This window comes from Lachnoanaerobaculum sp. ICM7 (assembly GCF_000287675.1).
GTDB lineage: Bacteria > Bacillota > Clostridia > Lachnospirales > Lachnospiraceae > Lachnoanaerobaculum.
Genome location: NZ_ALJL01000033.1, coordinates 20,963 through 44,105 on the forward strand (window position 1 = coordinate 20,963; position 23,143 = coordinate 44,105).

Annotated in this window: 24 protein-coding genes; 1 reads left to right on the plus strand and 23 read right to left on the minus strand. The window is 36.7% G+C overall.

Translation table 11 applies throughout. The features are described 5' to 3' along the window. Positions 1–55: 55 nt before the first annotated feature. The 23 genes from HMPREF1140_RS11400 to HMPREF1140_RS11515 all read right to left on the minus strand — a co-directional run bounded on the left by HMPREF1140_RS11400 (position 56) and on the right by HMPREF1140_RS11515 (position 21,608). Positions 56–709: a D-sedoheptulose-7-phosphate isomerase gene (locus tag HMPREF1140_RS11400; protein WP_009663995.1), complete on the minus strand. Its 654-nt coding sequence runs from the start codon at positions 707–709 to the stop codon at positions 56–58. Positions 710–738: 29 nt separating this feature from the next. After that, on the minus strand, positions 739–2,145 hold the full coding sequence (locus tag HMPREF1140_RS13090; protein ID WP_009664018.1) for an FkbM family methyltransferase: 1,407 nt from the start codon (positions 2,143–2,145) through the stop codon (positions 739–741). 14 nt (positions 2,146–2,159) lie between these two features. Continuing rightward, positions 2,160–2,582, minus strand: coding sequence for a sugar 3,4-ketoisomerase (locus tag HMPREF1140_RS11410; protein WP_009664011.1), 423 nt, complete (start codon positions 2,580–2,582; stop codon positions 2,160–2,162). 15 nt (positions 2,583–2,597) lie between these two features. Next, positions 2,598–3,965, minus strand: a complete 1,368-nt coding sequence (locus HMPREF1140_RS11415; protein ID WP_009664005.1) for a hypothetical protein — start codon at positions 3,963–3,965, stop codon at positions 2,598–2,600. Between the two features lie 74 nt (positions 3,966–4,039). Beyond that, positions 4,040–5,023 carry a GNAT family N-acetyltransferase gene (locus HMPREF1140_RS13095; RefSeq protein WP_009664004.1) on the minus strand — a complete coding sequence of 328 codons (984 nt, stop codon included), beginning with the start codon at positions 5,021–5,023 and terminating at the stop codon, positions 4,040–4,042. Then, positions 5,023–5,247 (minus strand): acyl carrier protein, encoded by a 225-nt coding sequence (locus HMPREF1140_RS11430; RefSeq protein ID WP_009663991.1) that lies wholly within the window; start codon positions 5,245–5,247, stop codon positions 5,023–5,025. The genes HMPREF1140_RS13095 and HMPREF1140_RS11430 overlap by 1 nt, the downstream gene beginning before the upstream one ends. Positions 5,248–5,249: 2 nt before the next feature. Then, positions 5,250–6,845, minus strand: coding sequence for an HAD-IIIC family phosphatase (locus HMPREF1140_RS11435; RefSeq protein WP_009664023.1), 1,596 nt, complete (start codon positions 6,843–6,845; stop codon positions 5,250–5,252). A 31-nt stretch (positions 6,846–6,876) separates the two neighbouring features. Beyond that, on the minus strand, positions 6,877–7,968 hold the full coding sequence (locus tag HMPREF1140_RS11440) for a DegT/DnrJ/EryC1/StrS family aminotransferase (RefSeq protein WP_009664019.1): 1,092 nt from the start codon (positions 7,966–7,968) through the stop codon (positions 6,877–6,879). Continuing rightward, the gene (locus tag HMPREF1140_RS11445; protein ID WP_009663987.1) at positions 7,965–8,942 is read right to left on the minus strand and encodes a glycosyltransferase; all 978 of its coding nucleotides are present in this window, start codon (positions 8,940–8,942) and stop codon (positions 7,965–7,967) included. Before HMPREF1140_RS11445 ends, HMPREF1140_RS11440 begins: the two co-directional genes overlap by 4 nt. Before the next feature lie 69 nt (positions 8,943–9,011). After that, positions 9,012–11,315 carry an ABC transporter ATP-binding protein gene (locus tag HMPREF1140_RS13330; RefSeq protein ID WP_009663986.1) on the minus strand — a complete coding sequence of 768 codons (2,304 nt, stop codon included), beginning with the start codon at positions 11,313–11,315 and terminating at the stop codon, positions 9,012–9,014. 11 nt (positions 11,316–11,326) lie between these two features. Next, the gene (locus tag HMPREF1140_RS11455) at positions 11,327–12,115 is read right to left on the minus strand and encodes an ABC transporter permease (RefSeq protein ID WP_009664006.1); all 789 of its coding nucleotides are present in this window, start codon (positions 12,113–12,115) and stop codon (positions 11,327–11,329) included. 29 nt (positions 12,116–12,144) lie between these two features. Then, a complete protein-coding gene (locus HMPREF1140_RS11460; RefSeq protein ID WP_009663998.1) occupies positions 12,145–13,182 on the minus strand; it encodes a glycosyltransferase family 2 protein in 1,038 nt (345 codons plus the stop codon). Continuing rightward, positions 13,175–14,185 (minus strand): GHMP family kinase ATP-binding protein, encoded by a 1,011-nt coding sequence (locus tag HMPREF1140_RS11465; RefSeq protein ID WP_009664026.1) that lies wholly within the window; start codon positions 14,183–14,185, stop codon positions 13,175–13,177. The genes HMPREF1140_RS11460 and HMPREF1140_RS11465 overlap by 8 nt, the downstream gene beginning before the upstream one ends. 350 nt (positions 14,186–14,535) lie before the next feature. Further along, positions 14,536–14,937 carry an ATP synthase F1 subunit epsilon gene (gene atpC / locus HMPREF1140_RS11470; protein WP_009663992.1) on the minus strand — a complete coding sequence of 134 codons (402 nt, stop codon included), beginning with the start codon at positions 14,935–14,937 and terminating at the stop codon, positions 14,536–14,538. 8 nt (positions 14,938–14,945) lie between these two features. Further along, entirely contained in the window at positions 14,946–16,337 is a 1,392-nt protein-coding gene (gene atpD, locus HMPREF1140_RS11475; protein WP_009664014.1) for a F0F1 ATP synthase subunit beta, read from the minus strand. Between the two features lie 39 nt (positions 16,338–16,376). Next, the gene (atpG, locus tag HMPREF1140_RS11480; protein WP_007594429.1) at positions 16,377–17,243 is read right to left on the minus strand and encodes an ATP synthase F1 subunit gamma; all 867 of its coding nucleotides are present in this window, start codon (positions 17,241–17,243) and stop codon (positions 16,377–16,379) included. A gap of 12 nt (positions 17,244–17,255) precedes the next feature. Then, positions 17,256–18,755, minus strand: coding sequence for a F0F1 ATP synthase subunit alpha (atpA, locus tag HMPREF1140_RS11485; RefSeq protein WP_009664017.1), 1,500 nt, complete (start codon positions 18,753–18,755; stop codon positions 17,256–17,258). Positions 18,756–18,800: 45 nt separating this feature from the next. Further along, positions 18,801–19,334 (minus strand): ATP synthase F1 subunit delta, encoded by a 534-nt coding sequence (gene atpH, locus HMPREF1140_RS11490; protein WP_009664008.1) that lies wholly within the window; start codon positions 19,332–19,334, stop codon positions 18,801–18,803. Further along, a complete protein-coding gene (gene atpF, locus HMPREF1140_RS11495) occupies positions 19,322–19,837 on the minus strand; it encodes a F0F1 ATP synthase subunit B (RefSeq protein WP_007594432.1) in 516 nt (171 codons plus the stop codon). The genes atpH and atpF overlap by 13 nt, the downstream gene beginning before the upstream one ends. 12 nt (positions 19,838–19,849) lie before the next feature. Continuing rightward, on the minus strand, positions 19,850–20,107 hold the full coding sequence (gene atpE, locus HMPREF1140_RS11500) for an ATP synthase F0 subunit C (RefSeq protein WP_007594440.1): 258 nt from the start codon (positions 20,105–20,107) through the stop codon (positions 19,850–19,852). Between the two features lie 79 nt (positions 20,108–20,186). After that, complete coding sequence (gene atpB, locus HMPREF1140_RS11505; RefSeq protein WP_007594442.1) at positions 20,187–20,915, minus strand: F0F1 ATP synthase subunit A; 729 nt, start codon at positions 20,913–20,915, stop codon at positions 20,187–20,189. After that, positions 20,912–21,325, minus strand: coding sequence for a hypothetical protein (locus HMPREF1140_RS11510; RefSeq protein ID WP_009664022.1), 414 nt, complete (start codon positions 21,323–21,325; stop codon positions 20,912–20,914). Before HMPREF1140_RS11510 ends, atpB begins: the two co-directional genes overlap by 4 nt. After that, positions 21,318–21,608, minus strand: a complete 291-nt coding sequence (locus HMPREF1140_RS11515; RefSeq protein WP_007594446.1) for an AtpZ/AtpI family protein — start codon at positions 21,606–21,608, stop codon at positions 21,318–21,320. Before HMPREF1140_RS11515 ends, HMPREF1140_RS11510 begins: the two co-directional genes overlap by 8 nt. Before the next feature lie 343 nt (positions 21,609–21,951). On the opposite strand from HMPREF1140_RS11515, the gene HMPREF1140_RS11520 reads away from it, so the two are divergent. Then, positions 21,952–23,142 (plus strand): cell wall-binding protein, encoded by a 1,191-nt coding sequence (locus HMPREF1140_RS11520; protein WP_009663997.1) that lies wholly within the window; start codon positions 21,952–21,954, stop codon positions 23,140–23,142. Position 23,143 lies beyond the last annotated feature (1 nt).

Genomic DNA, 23,143 nt, shown 5'->3' on the forward strand with positions numbered 1-23,143 from the left:
CAACATATAATAAAAATAGTGTCATAAAACTATTTTTATGACACTATCTTATATTTTAACAGTAAAACTCACTTTCAAGCATTGCGCAAAGTGCATGGTATATAGGTAAATGCAGCTCCTGTACCTTATAAGTCTCCGTTTCAGGAACATGTATTATTACATCACATAATTTATCCAGCTTGCATTCCTTTTCACCTACCAAAGCCATAACCTTAAGTCCCTTTGCCTTTGCAAGCATCGCAGCTTTGACTATATTTCTTGAATTCCCTGAAGTACTTATTCCCCAGAATAAATCTCCCTTAACTCCTATTGAGTTTAGCATCTGAGCAAACATTATATCACTGTTTACATCATTTATTATAGCAGTTGAAAGTGATACTAAAGAAGGCAGTGGCACCGCTCTAAATCCTCCCTCAAGATCCAGACTTAGGCTCTCCCCCTCTTCACCATACATATCTTTCAATTTCTGCGCAAGATTCCCGTCTATCGGTCTCTTGGCCATAAATGATTTCATAAGCTCCCCGGCTATATGCTCACTATCTGCAGCACTTCCACCATTACCTGCCAAGTATAAAGTATTTAGATTAACAGCCGTATCTTTCAATATATTAAACGCCTGATTTATACTATCTTTACATACCTCTAATGAAGGGTACCTTCTAAAGAGATTATCAAATATTTCATCTTTTTGTATGAATACATTTTGCATAAACAAACTCCCTTATATATTTATATACACTACTCAAAATGATCTCTACACTCTGCAATCAGTATAGTATCTGTAAGAACATTCATCATAGCCGGTCTGTATATACGAAATTGATAATTCAAATTTAGACTCTCCAACATAGGTTTTATATCAAAGAAATCTTCTGCACTATGGTATATGCTTATAAGCAAAGTAGGTCTTTGCTCGGTAATTGTCTTCATAGCACCTTTTATCAGATTTTTCTCCGCACCTTCCACATCTGTCTTAATTAATCCAACTTTAAGAGAATTCTTTTCCACATACTCATCTATGGTGGTACAATCCACCATAATTTCTTTCTCAGTGCCGTCTACCTGTATATATGAGCATTCATCCATAATCTCAGACTCATAAAATGTTATCTGACCGGTATAGTCTCCCAAAGCCTTGTTCTCAAGGACAATGTTTTCAAGCTTATTATATTCTATTGTCTTTTTGAAAAGTTCGTAATTATTTTCCATCGCTTCAAAAGAGTGAACCTTTTTATCTGTGTACTTTGATAAAATAAGAGCCGAATCTCCTATAAAAGCTCCTGCATCTATAATGTTATTCTGTCTGATATATTTCAGAGTTTTGAGTTCATTCATACCATGATAGTAATATAAAACAGATGGATTGAAATAATTAATGGGCATGAAATAATTCTTATAGCAGTAAAGATCCGAGTTAAGTTCGACTATATTCTTATCAAAGTGGTCAAACATTTGCCTAAGTTCCTGCTGCTCTTCATAAGTATATATATCAACATCTCCATTGTCTAATTTGGATATTCGCCTTGCCCTGTTAATTATTCTCTCTACAGTTTCCACACTCTCAGAATCCATATCCTTTATAAGACTCATATATTTTTCGGCAATATTTTCAAAATCCTGCATGCCCTTTACAAAGCCATCTATAAATCTATCCTTTTCAGGTTTAAAGTTTTGATATATAACTCTGTCAAACGGAATCTGTATTCTAATCATATTTGTAGTATCAGATATAGTTTTTTGCATGCCTGCCATATCATTTATAGCAGCCTGTAAAGACTCCAGCCTTTTAATACTTGACTCAAATTCGGACTTGAAGTCCGTTTTCAAGTCCGAAAATAAATTATCGGTATTATCCTGATATAATTTCAGAGTACTATGAATTTCATTACTCTTTTCTTTCAATAACGAAATTTCATCATTTATTTCATTATATCTTTTTCCAAGCTCTTCAAAAACAGCTCTGTCTTCAAGTCTAAGTCTGTAGTTCTCTTCCAGGCTCTTATCAAGCCTTTCTATTTGCTCTTCAAGCGCCTGTCTGTTTCCGACTATTTCATCAGAAAGTTTCATCACATTCTTTTTTGAAGACGGCAATATGCTCATCAAAAAGGAATATAATTTATTTGGTTTTGATGTGTTTTCCACCACAATAAATCCTCTTTTTAATCTTCTTCTTTTGCTATTTCTTCCACAAACTCATCATAATTTCTTATATATTCATTTGGATTGTATGCTTCACTTGCAAGCACCAATAACACTGAGTCTTCTGAGAAATCATACATATCTTTCCAAACCATGGTTGGAAGATATATTCCTGTATGAGGTCTGTTAAGAATAAATATAGCCTCATTACCTTTTCCGTCATATACTTTTACCTTGCTTTTTCCGGCAACATTTACCAGAACAAACTCGGTTTCTCTATTTGCATGCTGTCCTCTTATAACATTAGGATCTGAACCATAGATATAAAATATTCTTTTTATATCAAAAGGAACATCTTTATTTCCTTCAATTACTACAAGATGTCCTCTGTCATCTCCGTTCTGCTTAAAACTAAGCATCTTAACTTTATTCATATTGTGCATAAACATACCTCCTTATCACTTTTTCAATTTACCTATAAGTTTTTTCAATCCTGTAAATGCCCATACTGCAGGCAAGAAATGGAAAGATTTTGAACCTCCGTATTGTACTATCCTTATAAACGGCAATCCAAATATAAATATGTTTTTATTTACATGCGATGTCATTGCATAAGTATATATAGGGAATCCAAACAACTTAATCTCGTAAATTATACCGCCTCTAAACTTCTCATAAATATATCTTGTTGTCCACAAAAACAGCTTACCGTTAAATGTTCTTCTGTTGAAATCCACATACTTCTGTCTGGTCATAGTTGATGCGGCTATAGCATCTCTAAACATCTCGAGATTTGATGTATGGTTCTCCACATAGTACTCATAACATTTATCACCAATCTCTTTTTTCTTTCCTTTTACATATATATCATCAAGAATCTCAGCTACAGTATGTGTTTCTATATCAAGTTCATCTATCTGGTCAGGTCCCCAACCAAGGGCATATCCCTCAGACTCATACAGATAAGAATACTTATTACATGAAAAAGGAACTGTATCATTAGGTATAATAACCGACGGCAATTTTACGGAAGCACCATCAAGTACAGATGTTCCCATAGCAAAGAGTATATCTACCTTTTTACAGAAAAGATCAATTATCTTTTCTATATCCATAGTCTTACATTTAATCAGCTTTATGTATGAAGGAAGCTTCTTGTTAAAAAGCATGTCTTGACAGTCACCCTCACCTATAACATAAATATTGGTCTTCACATTATCACGTGAGGCTATTATATTATCCACCAAATCTGTTACAGCAAATATTTTATCAAGTACAAGCCTTCCCAGAACAGCAATATTTCTTTCCTTTTCCTTTACTATTTCCTGATTTACTGTTTTATCTCGTTCAGGAATAGTTATAGGTACGTATTCCTCTTTAAATTTAATGGTATCTGTGTTCTGCGCCAACAAATGTGTCTTATCAAGGAAAAACACACTGGAAGTATCTCTAACCAACTCAAGGAACTTATTAACAAATCTTGTGGTACAATGCCAGTCTCCCTTTAATACAGGTATACAGCAATTGTGCCAGTTTAAGAATACAACCTTGGAATCCGGATGCATTATCGGAACCATATGAGCCCAATAAATAACCATAACCAATACTATCGGTTCATCCTTGAAGATTGTATATTTCTTTCCCTCGTTGTCATATATAAGAACTTCTATATCTTTATTTTTAAGCAAGGTATTTGCAAGACCGCCCTTATAATCTACATAATATACATCATATTCTTTAGTCTCTGCGATTGCATTAGCGATTCTTGTAAGGTAAAACGGCCCTCCACTTACTTCAGGCCATGGGAAATAAAATACCAGCTTCATGTGCATCTCCTTTATTTACTCAAGTTTTATTTTTATATTATTTGTATTTGAAATAACTGTACAATATTTGTCGGCTAAATTTTTTCAACAAGCTCTATCATCTCCATATTCGGCAAAATCATAAAGCAGATTCTTGTCTTATAAAATGTGGACATAACAAGTGGTGAAATTATTTTAGCCTTATTTGCTTTAAACAATTCTATAGCGCCTTCGATATTCTTTGTAAGATAAGCTCTATGATACATTTTATTGCCTGATGCCAGCTGTTTTGTTACAGTGTCTCTTCCTTCAAGATTCTCTAAAAGCTCCAACTTAGGATGTCCGTCTCTTGCAAGGAAAATGCCTCGTATACCCTGAGTCTCATCCTCAAAAATATCGGAATCCTTTCTATAACCAAGCAAAAGATAGTTCTTCATTTCTTTTTCTATATTTTTTACAGCAACTCCTATATGCTCAAACTCCAATTCTCCGACACTCTGCTTAATCATACGTTTATATATCATATAAGCATTATTATCTAACTTAGGCTCTACCACTTCATAGAAATTTTTTCTGTCAGAGTACTGTATTACCGAGTTGTATCTCTTACCTTCCAACTCGATCTCGTCTATAAGCACTTCTCTTGTCTTTTCTCCGATAGAAGTATGGAATGAAACCACGGCCTTATTATCCTCTATAGTATCGCAATAAAGTTCATCAAGACCTACCTGTTCAAAGGCAATCTTATAGAGCAACTTAACACTTTCCGCTGCAGCAAAAGATCCCTTTTTTATGACCCATCTTCCCCATTCGGCCCTATTGTCAGCCACATTATAAAAGGCTATCAGACCTTCGGGTTTATTGTTAAACCTGTTCTCTACAATAAAATAATAATCCCCTTCTCTCTCAAGGTAGTTTTTTATCCACTCCTCCTGAAGAGAAATATCCGGTGATATTTTATGTATAAATATATTTCTTTCGGCATCTTCCAGCCTTGTTTTAACTATAAATTCAGCATCTGATACCTTTACAGGTCTTAACCTGTAGCAATATCCGTCAAGAGTGCACTTATGATTCATTATTCTTCCGCCTTTTTAATTGCCAACGCTATAAACTTTGCCGGTGTATTAATCTCCGGTAACTCATCTTCTTCAAATGTTATACCGTACTCATCTTCAACAGCGAACATTATTTCAACTCTGTTCAAAGAATCCCATGTATTGGCATCATCAAGTCCTGCCTCAATTACTGATACATCCTTTTTTAATACCTCTGCAATTATCTTGATTATCTCTTCTCTCATGATTATGACCTTTCTATTATATCTATGGTTATCAAATCCTTCGGAAAATCATATTTGAATTCCTTTATGTCATCTACATATTCGCTCAAATAAGAGTCTATGTAGTTTTTAGCAGGTGTGTTTCTTTCACCTTCTTTAAACAATACTTTTACCTTTTGTACTCCTAGTCTTTCGGTAAGCAGTTTTATGGCACCCATAATAATGACATCATCTATGCCTCTACCCAAAGCTCTACAGCTCATAAAACATTCTTCCAGACTTATATAATCATCTGTTTTCTTACCTACACAAACAGCAATCAAACCGCTGTCAGACAGGCAATCCTGCAATGATATACTCACTATCATGTAGTCATCAGATGCATATATATTTTCAATCTCCTGCTGAGAATATCTCTTATAATTAAATATAAACTGGTTTGTCTTATTGGCAAGCTCTGATATTCTCTTTAATTTTTCCTTATTGTCAAAATCATATGTGAGTTTTATTTGTAATGACCTTATATAATCTTCCTTATTCTCAACACTTGATTTCAAAAGTCTTCTTTTTTCATTGGCAATAACATCATCTTTTCTGATAGACGATTCTGCTGTAGTATTAAGAAGTAAGAGTCCCGGATAATTATCCAGTACTTCGCAAGTCTCATTTGCATCATCCTTGGCATGTATTAATTTCAACTCAGGATAAGCAAAAGCCAGTGCATTTACCTCGCCTATGTTATCATCTATCATTAATATACTGTCGATACCGATATTCAAGTATTCTGATATCTCTTTTATAGAATCTGATTTAGCCTGCCAGGATACACACATCTTTGTGAAATCTTCTCTTTTCAATTCAAAATCGGATCTCTTTTCAAGAAGTTTCTCCACATCCTCCGCCTCATTTTTTGAAGCTGCACACAGAAAAATGCCTTTCTTTGACAGTTCCTTTAAATGCTGTTGAAGTTTCTTATGTCCTTCGGTAATTTCTAAGCCGTCAATACCGTCTTCTCCCAACACTCCCTTATACAAAGTATTGTCAAAGTCCACAACCACAGCCTTTAGTGAAGGCTTTAAAATTGCCGGTATGTATCTTAAACCAAGCTCCTTTGATATTTTTAACATAGCTACATTACTCAAAGAAGTTCCTGTTACCGAAGCAACTCTTTCATCTGTAAATTTATCGCCAAGCTCGTTCTTTATATCATCCAAAGAGAATACAACTATGGAATTGTCCTCACTTTTATAATCGCATCCATAAGGTACAAGCAAAATCGATTTGCTATACATTGCCCTCAGCTGTTCAAGTCTGCCTTTTAAAAATCCGGAAAAATTATCCGTATTATATCTCTTTGCATCTACCCAAACAATAATTGCATCGGCACTTATATCAACTTCAGAGAATGAGAAGCTGTCATCATATCCACTGTATTCAAAGTTTACACCGATACCTGCATAGTCCAAATATGCTGATATCGTATGCTCCACCAATTCAAATGAATGGTTTCTGAAAACTTGGACATTGTATTTTTTGCTCAATTCACTTTCATATTCAAGTAACTTTCTTCTTGTTGCATTAGAAGAGAATATAAAGTTTTGAAGTTCAATCTTATTCATAGTTATAATCTCCTTAACTTTATGACTTATATTAATATTTATTGATCACCTCAACAACATACTTAACTTCTTCATCAGTCATTCCGTTATATATAGGTAATGACAGCATTTCTTTCGCATACTTTTCAGTCATAGGGAAGCTACCTTCCTTTAAATTAAGGTACTCATACGCCTTTGACAAATGCGGTGGAATAGGATAGTGGATAGTTGTTATTATCTCATTTTCCTTTAAGTATTCTTCAAAACGATCTCTTTCATCAGTTCTTACAACATACTGATGCCATACTGAAGTTGCTCCTTCCTGAAGCTCAGGCTTTATTATCTTATCGTTCTTTATATTCTTTGTATAATAGTCGGCTATACGCTCTCTTTCCTTCGCCATAGCCTCAAGATATCTTAATCTTACACGAAGTAATCCTGCCTGAAGCTCATCAAGTCTTGAGTTTAGACCTACTTCTTCAAAATGATATTTCACCTTGCTTCCATAATTTCTAAGCATTGCGATCTTATCTCTGAGCTCTTTATTTGATGTAAGTATTGCTCCTGCATCTCCAAAAGCTCCGAGGTTCTTTGTAGGATAGAAAGAAAAACATCCGATGTCTCCGAATGTACCTGTCTTCTTACCGTTGTAACATGCATCATGTGACTGTGCGCAGTCCTCGACAACATATAATCCATGTTTTTTTGCAACTTCCATTACAACATCCATCTTACATGCCTGTCCGTAAAGATGTACAACCATAATAGCCTTTGTCTTAGGTGTTATTTTAGACTCAAGATCCTCTACGGAAATATTGTAATACTTGTTTGCCTCAACAAATACAGGTGTAGCACGATTCATTGTTATACCCATTACACTTGCAATATAGGTATTAGCCTGAACCAAAACCTCATCACCTTCTCCAATTCCCAGTGCTCTGATAGCAAGAGCCAAAGCATCCAATCCGCTTGCAACACCCACACAGTACTCTATATTATTATGAGCGGCAAATTCCTCTTCGAAACTGCTCACTTCTTTTCCCAGTATGTACCATCCCGATCTTAAGACTTCTATGGCTTTGTCTTCATATTCTTTTTGGTGAAGCTCAAAGGCTCTGTCCAATCTTCCTGATATTACTTTCATTTCAATATCCTCTCTATAACAAATTTTTCAACTATGCGTTTCATAGTATATAAAGGCATTTTAATTCTGACCATAATTTGAAGTATTATAGGCATAATACGATTATTTTCGTATCTGCTTCTTTCAATAAGATAATTGTTCAATAATCTCCTATGTCTTTTCCATGCCATATATTGTTTCAATATTTTTTTCGGATTTTTTGCAAATGGAGTAACCTCGTTTGCAAATATCATATCACTCTCTTCCATATACTTCAGATTACAGTTCTCTGCAGAACTCACTCCGCCACCACGATATTTTATAACGCATCTGTCAAAAAAGTGTATATGATTTCCCTCTCTCAGATATTTCAGCACAAAAGGATGGTCATCTATCATTCTGTAACTTTCATCAAAATATCCAAACTCTTTTAGTACCGTTTTTTTTCTGGCGGTACAACATCCCAGTACAAAGTTTTCAACAGCTATCTTCTCAAATAAAGCTTCCGGACTCAATGTCTTAATCATATGTATCTGCAATACTGTTGGTGCAGTTCCATTTTCTTCCGACATTTCCGAATCATAATCCGCCCTTTTAGCTGTTATAACCTCTGCTTTTGACTTTTCAAATTCATTTATCCAGTCAGTTATTACCTGCCTGTCATAAAAACAATCATCTCCTGCCAGTGAAAATATATATTCTCCCCTCGCATACTTAAAAGCCCGATTCATAGTTTTTACAGTTCCCAAATTACAATCATTTTGAGAAATTATAAAATCAACTATGTTTGAGGACTTATTTTGATTGATATAGTCCTCAATATCTTTTGGCGAAAATTCACTTGAGCAATCATCAATCAGTATTATTTCTATATTAGAGTAATCCTGCTCTAATACCGATTGAATTGTCAATTTCAAATCCGGACTGTTATAGCTTGGTATCAATACCGAAGCAAGCGCCCTCATTTCGCCGTCCTGATATAAGTTTATAGCCATTTTTTATCCCTCTGATTTAATAATGTAAGAACTTTGTGGCATTGGCAAATTCTTATCAAAATAATTGTATCATTTGATATCAAATTCATCAAGAACTTGATTAAGATAGTAAGTACCCAGGTAAAAAGCACCACTTACAAAGTCATAATCATCCCATCTGTACATGGTTGATGACAGCCATATAAGCGCATGTATAAACTTAATCGTAGCACTGTTTTCAACATTTATTCTGTCTAAGAAGTGTGATTCGAGATGTTCCCAGTTACCTGATTTAACATTTACTTCTACACTATTATTGTTATAGTTTAATGTGAAATTACCAAGTACGAACTGATCCCAGTTACCAACTATAGACATATAAAGCTTTGCCCAATCATAATTGATATCTCCATAGTAATCAGTCTGTCCAAAGCACCCTTGCGGATCTATCAATGTAAGTTTTTTATCTTTACCCAATATAATATTTGAGAATGTACAATCACCATGCATCAGATAAAACTTCTTGCAATTTTCCATAAGTTTTTCCTGTATTGCAAAGTATATCTCATGTCTGAGTTTGAAAGGGTTTCTACAGTCCTTACCGTTTATTTTGATCAATTCGTCAGTGGCAAAAGGAACTATATTTTTTATAGCATCCAAACTTGAGAAAGTGCTGTTATAGTAAACATCTTTCATACTGTACATATTAACAGACTTGCTACCCTTACTATGCAGATCGTTAAGCACATCTATCAAATCATCCAAAACTTCTTTTTTTTCATCATTTCCAAGAGAAGCCTTGTATAACACATCACCATCGATTTTTTTCATACGAATAGGGTTGTACTCATATATAGGTGGTATATTCATAAAGTTCAGATCAGCAACTTTCTGATACCATTTGGTCTCCTGTGCAGCCAATAATTTTCCAAGATCGTCTTGAGGTAATTTTACAAGTATATTATCGCTAACCTTTATCATATTAAAGGCTCTTCCCGGATAAGCACTTACATCTTCTTCATTATCTTCCTCCAGGTCTTTAAGACTTGTCACCTTTTTGGTATTCTCAAGGTCTATCGTATTAAATTTAATTTTAGACTTACTGAGATACTCTATAAATTCACCCTTTTGCGGCATATCCTCAAGTACAGACTTATCTTCAAGTAAAACACAATTCATAATGGCATTTTTATTTGTTTTCTTCTTCTCTATAATGCCCTTTTCAAATCTCCATTCACTTTCATACTTGTCGCTTGTTCCTATGGTATTTCCTGTCGTTGATTCAATCTTTACGTCATTATCCAGTACCATATTTGCATCAATTATCAAAAATCTCTTATCCCTAGGAATATAATTAAGTGCCTTTTGGATATTTTCAATGCTGTCTTTACTGTCGGTCTTTATAGAAACAAAAGGAACACCACCAAAAGCCTCTACATATTTTTCAATTATATCGATATTCTCATTTCCCAAAATTACATACTTTTTTTGAGGATATCTTCTCATAGTATAGAAGATAATAGGTAATTGCTTCTTTGAGAGAAGCTCCAGCGGCTTATTTCCGTCAAACTTATCATATTTACTGTCTTCATGTACTGCAGAAACAATAACATAATCAAAGTCATCACCTTTTTTTGCAGCCTTTATATCTCCAACCATCTCTTTTATATAGCCTTCACAAACGGTAAGAGCATTGCCCTTCATCACTTCCTTACCCTTATCAAGCCATATTGCGTGGTCACAAAGTCTTCTTACCGAATTTATATCATGCGATACATATATAAGAGTTGTACCGTCTTCCAACATCTTATGCATTCTTTCCTCACACTTTTGCTGGAATGCATAATCACCTACAGACAATACCTCATCACATATAAGAATATCTGTCTTTACCATGGTAGCTATAGAAAATCCAAGTCTTGCCGCCATACCTGATGAATAGTTCTTTATAGGCATATCCAAAAAGTTTTGTAATTCGGCAAACTCCACTATCTCGTCAAAATGCTCTTCCATGAACTTATGATCATGTCCAAGCACCGCACCGTTTAAAAATATATTCTCTCGTGCGGTAAGATCAGGATCGAAACCCGCACCAAGCTCTATCAAAGGTGCTATACTTCCGTTTATTGTCACCTTACCCTTATAAGGCTTTAAAATTCCTGAAATAAGCTTTAGAAGAGTTGACTTTCCGGAGCCGTTTACACCTATAAGTCCCCATGACTCTCCCTTTCTTATTTCAAATGAAATATTTTGAAGTGCAAGGAACTCTTTAAACATCAGCTCCCTTTTTACCGCTTTTATAATATACTCTTTTAAATTGTCAATTCTTTCAGATGCCATATTAAATCTGACTGTGACATCATCAACTTTAATTATCGTTTTTTTCTCTTCCATATACCACCACTCTATATATAAAGTATAAATTTATCCTGTGATCCGACAAATAATAAAGTTCCAACCAAGAATGTACCTAATGACCATAAAATTCCGGAAATTATAAGACTCATATCAGGAAATGTCTGCTGTAAAACCAAATCTCTGAACTGACTTATATATAAAAAAAGCGGATTGTATGTTCTGATACCGTTTGCCAGATATTCAGGTATTGCTGTCAAAGGATAAAATACAGGTGTTAAATACATCCATACGGTAAGTAAAGCCGCATATATATACTGAACGTCTCTGAAAAAAACATTTGCCTGAGCTATAAAAAGTCCCAGTCCCAAAGAGAATACATAAACCTGCAAAAGTACCACAGGTATAAAAAGCATAAGCGGAGTAAACTGCACCTGACATACTATGAATACTATAAGCATTGCTCCCAGAGCAAATAAGGTATTAACAAAAGAGCTTGTTATCTTTGACCATGTGAATATATATTTTGGCACATACGTCTTTTTTATCAGTGCCGCATTACCTGTAATTGACCACATAGCCTGATTGGTTGATTCAGATACAAAACTGAATATTGTCTGTCCTATTATCAAGTAAACCGGGTAGTTTACAATGTCAAATCTGAACATATTTGAAAACACTATAACCATGATTATCATGATTATAAGAGGATTCATAATACTCCATACATATCCCAGAAAACTTCTTCTGTACTTTAACTTAATGTCTTTTACTACCAACTGCTGAAATAAAGGGACATATTTATTATGTCGTAATACCCTCTCCTTTATACTTCCCATATCTTCTCCTTCCTTTTTGGAACTAAAAATTATATCTTATTTATGGCTTTATAAATTAAAGACATAAGCTCGAATGTCATGTAATCTGTTTTTCTCAAAATCTTGACCGCTTTATTTATATTGGCATCGTAGATTTCTTTATATTCACATTTAAGCATCTTATCAAATTCCCTGATTTGCTCTTTTTTATTTAAAGCAAGCGGGAAACTGAGCGCCACCTTCACTTTACCGGCTATTATTCTGGAAACAACTCCGGCTATATAGTTTTTTTTCGCTTCTGAACACTTTACCTCTTTGCCTAAAGTATCATAGAAAGCACACAATGACTCCAAGACTTTATCATAATGTCCTTCGTAGGTTTTCATTTTATCTATACCTACACTCTGACCGCTTCTGCCTATTCTATAATAATAAACAACGTCTTCTATAAAGATTATCTTATCAGCATACGGTATCGGATAGAGTATATATTCCGAATCAACATAATACAAATGCTCGTCTATTACTATATTATTGGTCTTAAGTATATCTGTCTTAACCGTCATATTATGCATTTTAATATATGTTTTTCCTGCAATATCATCAAACTTATATTCTTTGCCGTATTCCACACCTTTAAAAGGCTCCTCAAATTCAGCCTTTACTTTAAAGCTTTTAACATCTTTTGTTCCGTTATCAAAGGTCCACAGGAATTTTGAATAAACTATATCCACATCTGTATTCTTCAAAGCACTTACCAGTTTTATAATTCCTTCTCTTCCGACCCAGTCATCGGAATCCACCACTTTGAAGTACTTTCCTGTTGCATATTTTATTCCATAGTTAATTCCCGAACCATGTCCGCCGTTTTCTTTAGAAATAACTCTGAATGTATCAGGGTATTTTTCTTCATACTCCATGGCAATCGACAAAGATTTGTCTGTAGAGCCGTCATTTATAATCAAGACTTCTATACAATCTATTATTTCGTCTATACAAAAAGAATCCAAATTGGTCCTTAAGTAATTTTCAGAATTGTATGTGGGCACTACTACAGATAACACCTTATCAAAATCACCATTACTCATTATCGCTCCTCATCACAAAACTCTCAGGATCGTAGTATATAACCTTTGTACCTCCGCTTTCAAACTCAAAAGGTACATGTAAAAGCTTATTCATGGCTTTTTTTACATGATCCTGCTTATCTTTTTCAACATAAAATAGTAAGAAGCCTCCACCTCCGGCACCTAGAAGCTTCCCTCCGACCGCACCGGCATCCATCGCCTGTTTATATAAAACATCTATTTCATTTGTGGAAATTTTGCTTTCTATTCCCCTTTTCAGCATCCAAGTATAATCAAGCAATCTTCCAAACTCATTAAGATCTTTTTCTTTGGAGGTAAGTATACCTTGAGCAGTATCCACCAAAGAAAGCATTTCTAAAAGTTCCTTACTTTTATCTTTTATTACGGATTCCGTACCTTTTTGTATATCTGAAGAGAACCTTGAAAAACCGGTAAAGAACAGCATAAGATTATCATTAAGTGCCTCTTTTCTCTCCGGTGAAATTATTATAGGCTCCACCTCATATCCGTCCGCATTAAACACTATTCTGTTGAGTCCGCCAAAAGATGCTGCTATCTGATCCTGAACACCTCCGCTCTCTTTACACAGCTCTCTTTCCAGATAAATAGCATCATCCGCAAGTTTTCTCTTATCTGCATATTTCCCCTTAAGTGCATAAAAGGCATTCAACAAGCCAACTGCAAAAGAACTGCTTGTTCCAAGTCCCGAACGTGCAGGTAAATCCGCATCATAAGATATTCTAAGCTCATGCATATCAAGATATTTCATTGCTTCTCTGACAGCAGGATGTTCTATATCGTCGACATTTTTTACAGACTCTGTTCTTGAGTATACTATCTGTGATGTATATTCAAAAAATCTGGGCAAATGTCTTACTGTAAGATAACAATACTTGTCAAAGGTGGTGGAGATTACCGAACCGCCATGCTGCTTGTAAAAATCCGGGAAATCTGTACCACCACCAAAAAAAGACATTCTAAAAGGTGTTCTTGTAATTATCATTATAATCCCCTTGAATTGTTTATTTAAGGTTTATTTCATGCCAATTATACTACAATTCATTTCATAATACAAATGCGTTAATGTGTAAATTACAGTTAAAAAATAGAAAAACTTGCATTAAGATTTTTCTCAATGCAAGTTCTGTAATCCTCATTTCAAATCAAAAGCTTCCAAATTAAATACAGTTATAATTACTGAAACCCTACAATTGTTCATTATTCACCTCGATTACCACTTAAATGATACCCCTACTATAAATAATTAAAATTTCTCATCCTGAAAAATTATGTGATTCTAAAAAAGGATTGTATGCCACTATCCTTTTAAAGCCAACATACAATCCTTATAATTTATTTAATCCCTGCTACATCCAGACGAACCAATGCTCTTCTGAGTGCAAGTTCCGCTCTGGCAACATCTATACCGTCTCTTTGAGAAAGTCTTTTTTGGGCTCTCTCCTTTGCCTCTTTGGCTCTGTTAACATCTATCTCATCACTGTACTCACATGAATCGGCAAGTATTGTAACCTCATCCTGTAAGATCTCCGCAAAGCCTGAGTGAAGAGCACAAGTCTTTACACTTCCGTCCTCACAATGTATAGATAATTTACCCGGTGCTATTACATTTACCATAGGGATATGCTTGGCATATATACCGACATTTCCCTGTGTTGTGGTAAACTCCACCATTGTAGCATCCCCTTCAAAAAAAATATGGTCGGGACACATTATCTTTAATGCAAACTTGTCCATACTACCTCCTATTTAGAGGCACGCTCTACAACCTCGTCGATAGTTCCTGCATTTAGGAAATATTGCTCAGGTATATCGTCATGCTTTCCTTCAAGAATTTCTCTAAATCCTCTGATAGTCTCTGATAGAGGTACATACTTTCCGTCAATTCCTGTAAACTGTGTTGCCACGAAGAACGGCTGTGAAAGGAATCTCTGGATCTTTCTTGCTCTTGCTACAGTAAGCTTATCTTCTTCAGAAAGCTCATCCATACCAAGCATGGCAATAATATCCTGTAACTCTTTATACTTCTGCAATACCTCCTGCACGCTCTGCGCTACCTGATAATGCTCTTCTCCCACTATATGAGGTGAAAGTATTCTTGAAGTAGAACCAAGAGGATCTACCGCAGGGTAAATACCCATCTCCACTATAGAACGGTCAAGAACCGTAGTAGCATCAAGGTGAGCGAATGTATTTGCAGGAGCAGGGTCGGTAAGGTCATCCGCAGGCACATATACAGCCTGAACAGATGTAATGGAACCGTTCTTTGTAGAAGTGATTCTCTCCTGAAGCGCACCCATCTCAGTTTGAAGTGTAGGCTGATAACCTACCGCAGAAGGCATACGTCCAAGAAGCGCTGAAACCTCTGAACCTGCCTGTGTAAATCTGAAGATATTGTCGATGAAAAGAAGTACATCCTTTCCACCCTGATCTCTAAAATACTCCGCCATTGTAAGACCTGTAAGACCTACTCTCATTCTCGCACCCGGAGGCTCGTTCATCTGACCGAATACCATGGTTGTCTTATTGATAACTCCCGAATCGGTCATTTCGTGGTATAAGTCATTACCCTCTCTGGTTCTCTCACCTACACCTGTAAATACTGAATATCCGCCATGCTCTGTTGCGATATTTCTGATAAGCTCCTGGATAAGTACGGTTTTACCTACACCCGCACCACCAAAGAGTCCAATCTTTCCACCCTTTTGGTATGGACATAAAAGGTCAACTACTTTGATTCCTGTCTCAAGAATCTCGGTCTGAGTAGACTGCTCCTCAAAGCTTGGAGCCTTTCTATGTATAGGAAGATACTCCTCTACCTTAGGTGGTTCTTTCTTATCAATCGCCTCTCCAAGTACATTAAAAATTCTACCTAGAGTGTTTTCTCCAACAGGAACTGAAATAGGCGCTCCTGTTGCTCTTGCTTCCATTCCACGAACAAGTCCGTCTGTACTTCCCATGGCAATGGTTCTTACTATATCATCTCCCAGATGCTGTGCAACCTCTACAGTGAGCACTCCGTCAGCTGTATCTATCTTTATTGCCTCATTGATCTGTGGCAAGTGTCCTCTGGAAAACTTAATATCCAAAACGGCACCGATAATCTGGGTTATTTTGCCAATATTTGGCTCTGCCATCAACTTTTCTCCTTCCTCTTCTTCATCCGTTTCCGGTCGTTATTCTATGGCGTTGGCTCCGGCCACAATCTCTGTAAGCTCTTGAGTGATAGCACCCTGACGAGCCCTGTTATACTGTAATCCGAGCTTATCTATAAGTTCTTCCGCATTTGATGTTGCAGAATCCATAGCGGTCATTCTGGCACCGTTTTCTGAAGCAACAGACTGCATCAGACCGCCATAAATAACAGAAGAAATGTATTTTGGAATTATAGCATCCAATACTTCATCTTCATTGGGAGAATAATTCATAAGGGCTCTTGGACCCTCACTTTCTGTAGTCTCAGGCTGTAATAAATCTTCCTTGCTGATAGGAAGCAATTTCAAAAGTACAGGATCATGTACCACCGTATTCTTGAAATTGGTATATATCACATAAATCTCTGAGAGTTTTCCGCTTTCATAGTCGTCAAGCAACACCTTTGTAATATCTGCGGCATCCTTGTACAGCGGCTCTTCCACAATCTCTGAAAAGTCTCCCTCTACTTCAAAGCCTTTATGTAAGAGTGTATCTCTACCTTTTTTACCCACTGCATATATAAGTGTTTCATTGCTTTTGAATTCGCTTATTACCTGCCTGCTTACAGCATTGTTATAGCCTCCTGCAAGACCTCTGTTACCTGTAATAACCAATACTCCTGTCTTACCGCCGTCATTTTTCTTAAGATACTTATGAGATATATTCTCACTTTTCTCAAGCATTGATGCGATAGTTTGATACATTACGGTAAAGTAAGGCTTGGAAGCATCCGCTTTTGCCCTTGCTTTTTGAAGCTTAACCGTTGCTACAAGTTTCATGGCTTTGGTAATCTGAGCAGTGCTTTGTATCGCCGCACGCCTACGCTTTATTTCCTTCATTGAAGCCATAATACACCTGCACTATGCTTTCTTACATTCATTGATAACATCTGTAAGTCTTTTTGCCAAATCGTCGGAAATTTCTTTCTTATCTCTAATCTCAGCAGCTATCTCAGGATGCTTGCTCTCTATAAATCTGAACAACTTATCCTGGAACTCAAGTACCTTCTCTGTAGGAACGTCAAGCAAAAGTTTCTTTGTAGCGGCAAAGATAATGATTATCTGATATTCAACCGCCATCGGCTTATAGTTTGGCTGCTTTAAGATTTCTCTGATTCTCTCACCCTGTGCCAACTGATTCTTTGTAGCTTCATCAAGCTCAGAACCGAACTGTGCAAATGATGCAAGCTCTCTGTACTGTGCAAGCTCAACTCTTATAGGTCCTGCAATCTTCTTCATAGCCTTGATTTGTGCGGAACCACCTACTCTTGATACTGAAAGTCCGGCATTGATAGCAGGTCTGAATCCCGCATTGAACATCTCTGTCTCAAGGTAAATCTGACCGTCTGTAATAGAAATAACATTTGTAGGAATATACGCTGAAACGTCTCCTGCCTGTGTCTCTATTATAGGCAATGCGGTAAGTGAACCGCCACCAAGGTCTTCCGACAATCTTGAAGCTCTCTCAAGAAGTCTTGAGTGAAGATAGAATACATCACCCGGATAAGCCTCACGTCCCGGTGGTCTCTTAAGAAGGAGTGAAAGTGTACGATATGCGGCAGCATGCTTTGTAAGATCATCGTATACTACGAGTACATCATCTCCTCTTTCCATCCATTCCTCACCTATAGCGCAACCTGAGTAAGGTGCGATATATTGAAGCGGTGCAAGATCACTTGCAGTAGAAACTACTACTGTAGTGTAGTCCATAGCACCGTAATCCTCAAAAGTCTTTACAATTGATGCAACAGTAGAAGCCTTCTGTCCTATAGCAACATAGATACAGTGAACATTTTGTCCCTTTTGATTGATTATAGTATCTACAGCGATAGAAGTCTTTCCTGTCTGTCTGTCACCGATTATAAGCTCTCTTTGTCCTCTTCCTATAGGAATCATGGCATCAATAGCCTTTATTCCTGTTTGAAGCGGTGTATCTACCGATTTTCTTTCGATAACACCATGTGCAACTCTCTCTATTCTTCTAAAGGTATCTGAAGTTATAGGTCCCTTTCCGTCGATTGGCTGTCCAAGCGCGTTTACAACTCTACCTGTAAGTGCATCTCCTACAGGAACCTCTACAACTCTACCTGTGGTCTTTACTGTATCACCCTCGCTGATATTCTTCTTATCACCAAGTAAAACAGCGCCGACATTGTCCTCTTCCAAGTTAAGAACCATGCCGTAAACATCCCCCGGGAATTCCAGAAGCTCACCCTGCATAGCCTTTGCAAGACCATGTATTCTGGCAATACCGTCTGCTACCTGGATAACAGTACCCACATCTGATACCTCGAGTTTAGTTGAATACTTATTTATCTGCTCTTTTATAACTGAGCTGATTTCTTCAGGTCTTAGATTCACTAGACTCGTACCTCTTTTCTTTAAACTTTTTGCCGGTAATACGGCTTATGATAACATTTTTCTCATCTTATCAATTCTTGTTTTTACACTTGAATCCACAACTCTGTCACCGATTCTGATGACAATACCGCCTATGATACTCTCATCTACCACGTATTCCGCTTCGAGAGACTTATAATGTGATGACTTCAAAAGCTCATCCACTATTCTCTCCTTCTTTGAATCATCAAGCGGCAGCGCAGTCGTAACAGTTGCCTTTCCGATAAGAAGAAGCTCCTTTACACAATCTATAACATAATCAAGTATAGGTAAAAGTTCAGCCTGTCTCTTCTTTTCGATTATAGTCAATAAAAATCCCATTGAATCCACACTGATGTGATTCTCAAATATTCCCTTTATAAAGTCGATTTTTTCCTCATCATCCATCTTAGGTGAATCAAGAAGTTCTATAATCTCGACATTCTCAAGCAAAATATTTTTTACGGATTTTATCTCCTCAAGTGCATCAATCAGATTGTTCTTTTCAGATACTACCGACACATAAGCATCTCCATATACTTTGGACACTAATTTTGCCATGTACCATCTCCGATTTCTTTTAAAGTCTCTTCAACAAGTCTATCCTGCACTTCAACATTCATTGCAGAATTGACTGCTTTGCTTGCAATAATCGAAGCAACATCCACTATATTTGATTTAACTTCTTCCATGGCTTTTTTCTTTGCCAACTCTATTTCGTTGTTAGCCCTGTCAGTAATTCTTCTAGCTTCCGCCTTTGCTTCTTCTATGATTTCGTTTTCTCTATCCTTTGCCCTTTTTCTGGCATCCTCTAAGATAGCGTCAGCCTGCTTTTGGAAAGAGGCCAATTTTTCTTCGTACTCCGCCTTAAGAGCATCAGCTTTTGCCTTTGCATCTTTTGCACTTTCCAGGTCTCCGGCAACTCGCTCTCTTCTTTTTTTGAGCATATCCTTAGCCGGATTAAAAAGCAAATAGGAAAGAATAAAGAACAAGAAAAGGACCGCCAAGCCGGTAATGGCTGAATCAGCCAAAAGCTGAGGGTCAAATCCTATCAGTCTTTCCATAAAACCTCCAAATTAAGCGCCGAAAGGCTTAACGAACATAAGAATCATAGCAACTACAAGTCCGTAAAGACCTGTTGTCTCGGCAACGGCCTGTCCGAGAAGCATTGTTGATGTGATATCCGCTCTTGCTCCCGGGTTTCTACCTACTGCAGCCGCACCATGTCCTGCTGCAATACCCTGTCCAACACCCGGTCCGATACCTGCTATCATTGCGAGTCCCGCACCTATAGCGGAGCAACCAAATATAAAATCCTGTCCTGTCATATTCATAAATAACCTCCAAAATATATGATATCAAGTGAGGCACTTCCTCACTTAAATCCATGAAAATATTTTACTATTCAATGAACTATTCTAATTTGTCATTGATATAGACCATGCTGAGCATACAGAAAACATATGTCTGTAGTGCTCCTGAAAATACATCTGTATACAGATGTAAGAATGACGGCACACCAATCTTTAAAAAGATCGGCATCATACCATACCAAAGCCCCATGATCAAAACACCTGAAAGCACGTTTGCAAAAAGACGCAATGATATAGATATCGGGTTTGCTATCTCACCGATAACATTTATCGGAAAGAGCAACGGTATCGGCTCAAAGAGCGATGTAAAATGTTTTAACTTTCTGTTCTTTATACCCTGGAAATTTACTATTAAGAATGTAAAAAATCCAAGCATAAAAGTTACACCATAATCCGCTGTCGGGTTTCTAAGTCCGAGCAAACCGCTGAAGTTAGAAACAAAAATAAAGATAAAGATTGTTCCTATATAGTTTAAGAATCTATCCTTGTTTGCACCAAGTATAGTATCGGTCATTCCCTCTAATGCTTCAATACCACATTCCAAAAAGTTTACAAATCCGCTCGGGACATTGTACGGATCAGCCGCCTTTATTGCTCTGTTTGCAAAAATTGCAAATATTGTAATCAATAAGACAACAATCAATAAGGAAACTGTAGTCGTAGTCAAATAGAGTTCCTGTCCGAAAAGCTTATACTTATACAGGCCATGGATCATGAAATCCAAATTTTTGCTTCCGGCTGCACTTTCAGCTAAAATACTTAAGCTCATGTCTCCTCCTTTCTTCTTTTTTCAAATATTTTTTTAAACAATGGATACATATATGCACCCGATTTCAGTCCGAAAACAGATATGACAATCGCGAGTGCATTTATGTATCTACTGTTCCAAAATATTGCTACAACAATAAATAAAGCCGCCTTCCTAAGCAAAGAATGAATCATAATCTTTCTCTGTGCAAAAGAAGGGTTCCCCCCATACAGGCTGTCTTCTGTGGATATTCCCATATCAATGACCATGCCTATTACCAAAACACTACCTATAAGTATCCCAAGTTCAATCGGATAAACGGAATACTTCATAATTCCGGCAAAGGGAATTGCCGCCAGGCTCAAAATGATTTCATAAAGTAAAACTCCCATACCCATATAAAAGCATGTTCTTCTTGTTTCCTTATTCATCCTTATTCTTAAAAATCCTACTTTCTCTCTTTGGCAAAACAAAAGTATTTTCTTGTTTTTGCAGGTTTTCTTCTTTCTTTTTGTCCATCTTTTTTATGGTATTCATGATCAGTCTAAACCCCGACATACATCCGCTTATCACTCCTATAAGCATAAATATCAGAGTAAACGGAAAGTGAAATCTTTCCTCCAATTTCATACCCAAAAAAGTACATAGTAAAATCGGTGTAACCATGGTAAAGCCGACCTGCGAAATCAGTGACAAATATTTTAAGGCTTCCATATCTCATACCTCCTACTATACTCCAAACCCTCAAAAACTTTCAATATTGCATTTTATACTAAATTTTTTTCGGTTTTCTTATTATACCTATATAATTCTTACTTGTCTATATCCGTGTTGTTTTTATCAGTATCATTGTTAAATTAAAAACTTATTTTCAAAAAAATTATACAAAAATATTTTTGAGATGAAAGATGATAAAATGATGTTCTGTAAATCGTAAATATTTGTTATAATATAGGAACTATTTTATTGTTGACTAAGATGCTATAATAACTTGATATAGGGAATCGTGAGATTAAAATCAGTTTTATTCCCGGATAATCTAATAAAAGGAGGACATATGAAACATACTATCAGAAAAATGTTGGTTACAGGTATGATAAGCGGCTTGCTTTCACTTTCTGCCGTTTCTGCGGTATATGCTGCAAACGGTTGGAAAGAGTCAAACGGTACTTGGACCTATCTCGATGACAACGGACAATTGCACAAAAGTTGGCTCCCGTCTTCAAACGGGTATTATTATATGGATTTGTCTACAGGCGTTATGGTGACCGGATGGAAGAAAATCGATTCCAAATGGTACTACTTTAAGTCTAACGGAATAATGGCTACAGGCTGGTTCAAAGTTGATAATGACTGGTATTACACGCTCAGCAGCGGAAACCTTGTACAAAACAGCTGGTTAAAGAGCGATTCAAACTACTTCTACCTTAAGGGCACAGGTGTCATGGCCACAGGTTGGAGACAGATGGACGGTGCGTGGTATTATTTCAAGCCTGACGGAAGAGCCGCTTTCGGTTGGACAAAAGTTGGCGATAAGACCTATTATTTCTCCAGTTCCGCAAAGATGTATACATCATGGAATCAAATCGACGGCGTTTACTACTATTTCAATGCTGACGGTTCTATGAAAACAGGTTGGATAAATGACGGTACTCATAAGTTCTATATGGAAGAAGCTGAAGGCGAAAATCACGGTAAAATGACATTCGGTCTTAAGAAAATTTCCGGTGCATCTTACTATTTCAATGAAAAAGGTCATATGATCACCGGTTGGTTGCAATCAAACGGCAAGTATTATTACTTTGATGCCGACGGAAAGATGGTAACCGGTAAATCTATAAATATAGAAGGAAAAGAATACACATTTGATGCAAATGGTGTATGTACAAATCTTAGTGGCACTCCTAGCAGTGTCACTAATGCTATATCCGAAACAAAGAAATCAGACGGTAAAAACAGTACGGCAGCACCTACTGCAGCCGCTAATGAGGCACCTACAGTTGCACCCGGAGCAAAAACCGAATCTTCAAGTTCTTCTTCCTCTTCAGCTTCCCAGGCTTCTGCCGAAGCTAAACCCGGAAGCAAAGAAACAACAGCTCCCGCTTCACCGCTTGATGAGGCAAAAGCGAAAAATAATAAAGAAGAAGCGAAAAGTCCGGCTGATGAGAGCAAAAAGAATGCACAAAGTTCTTCTTCAAGCAAGGATGAAGTAGGTTTAAAACCCGGTGAAACATCCGGACCGAAATAGA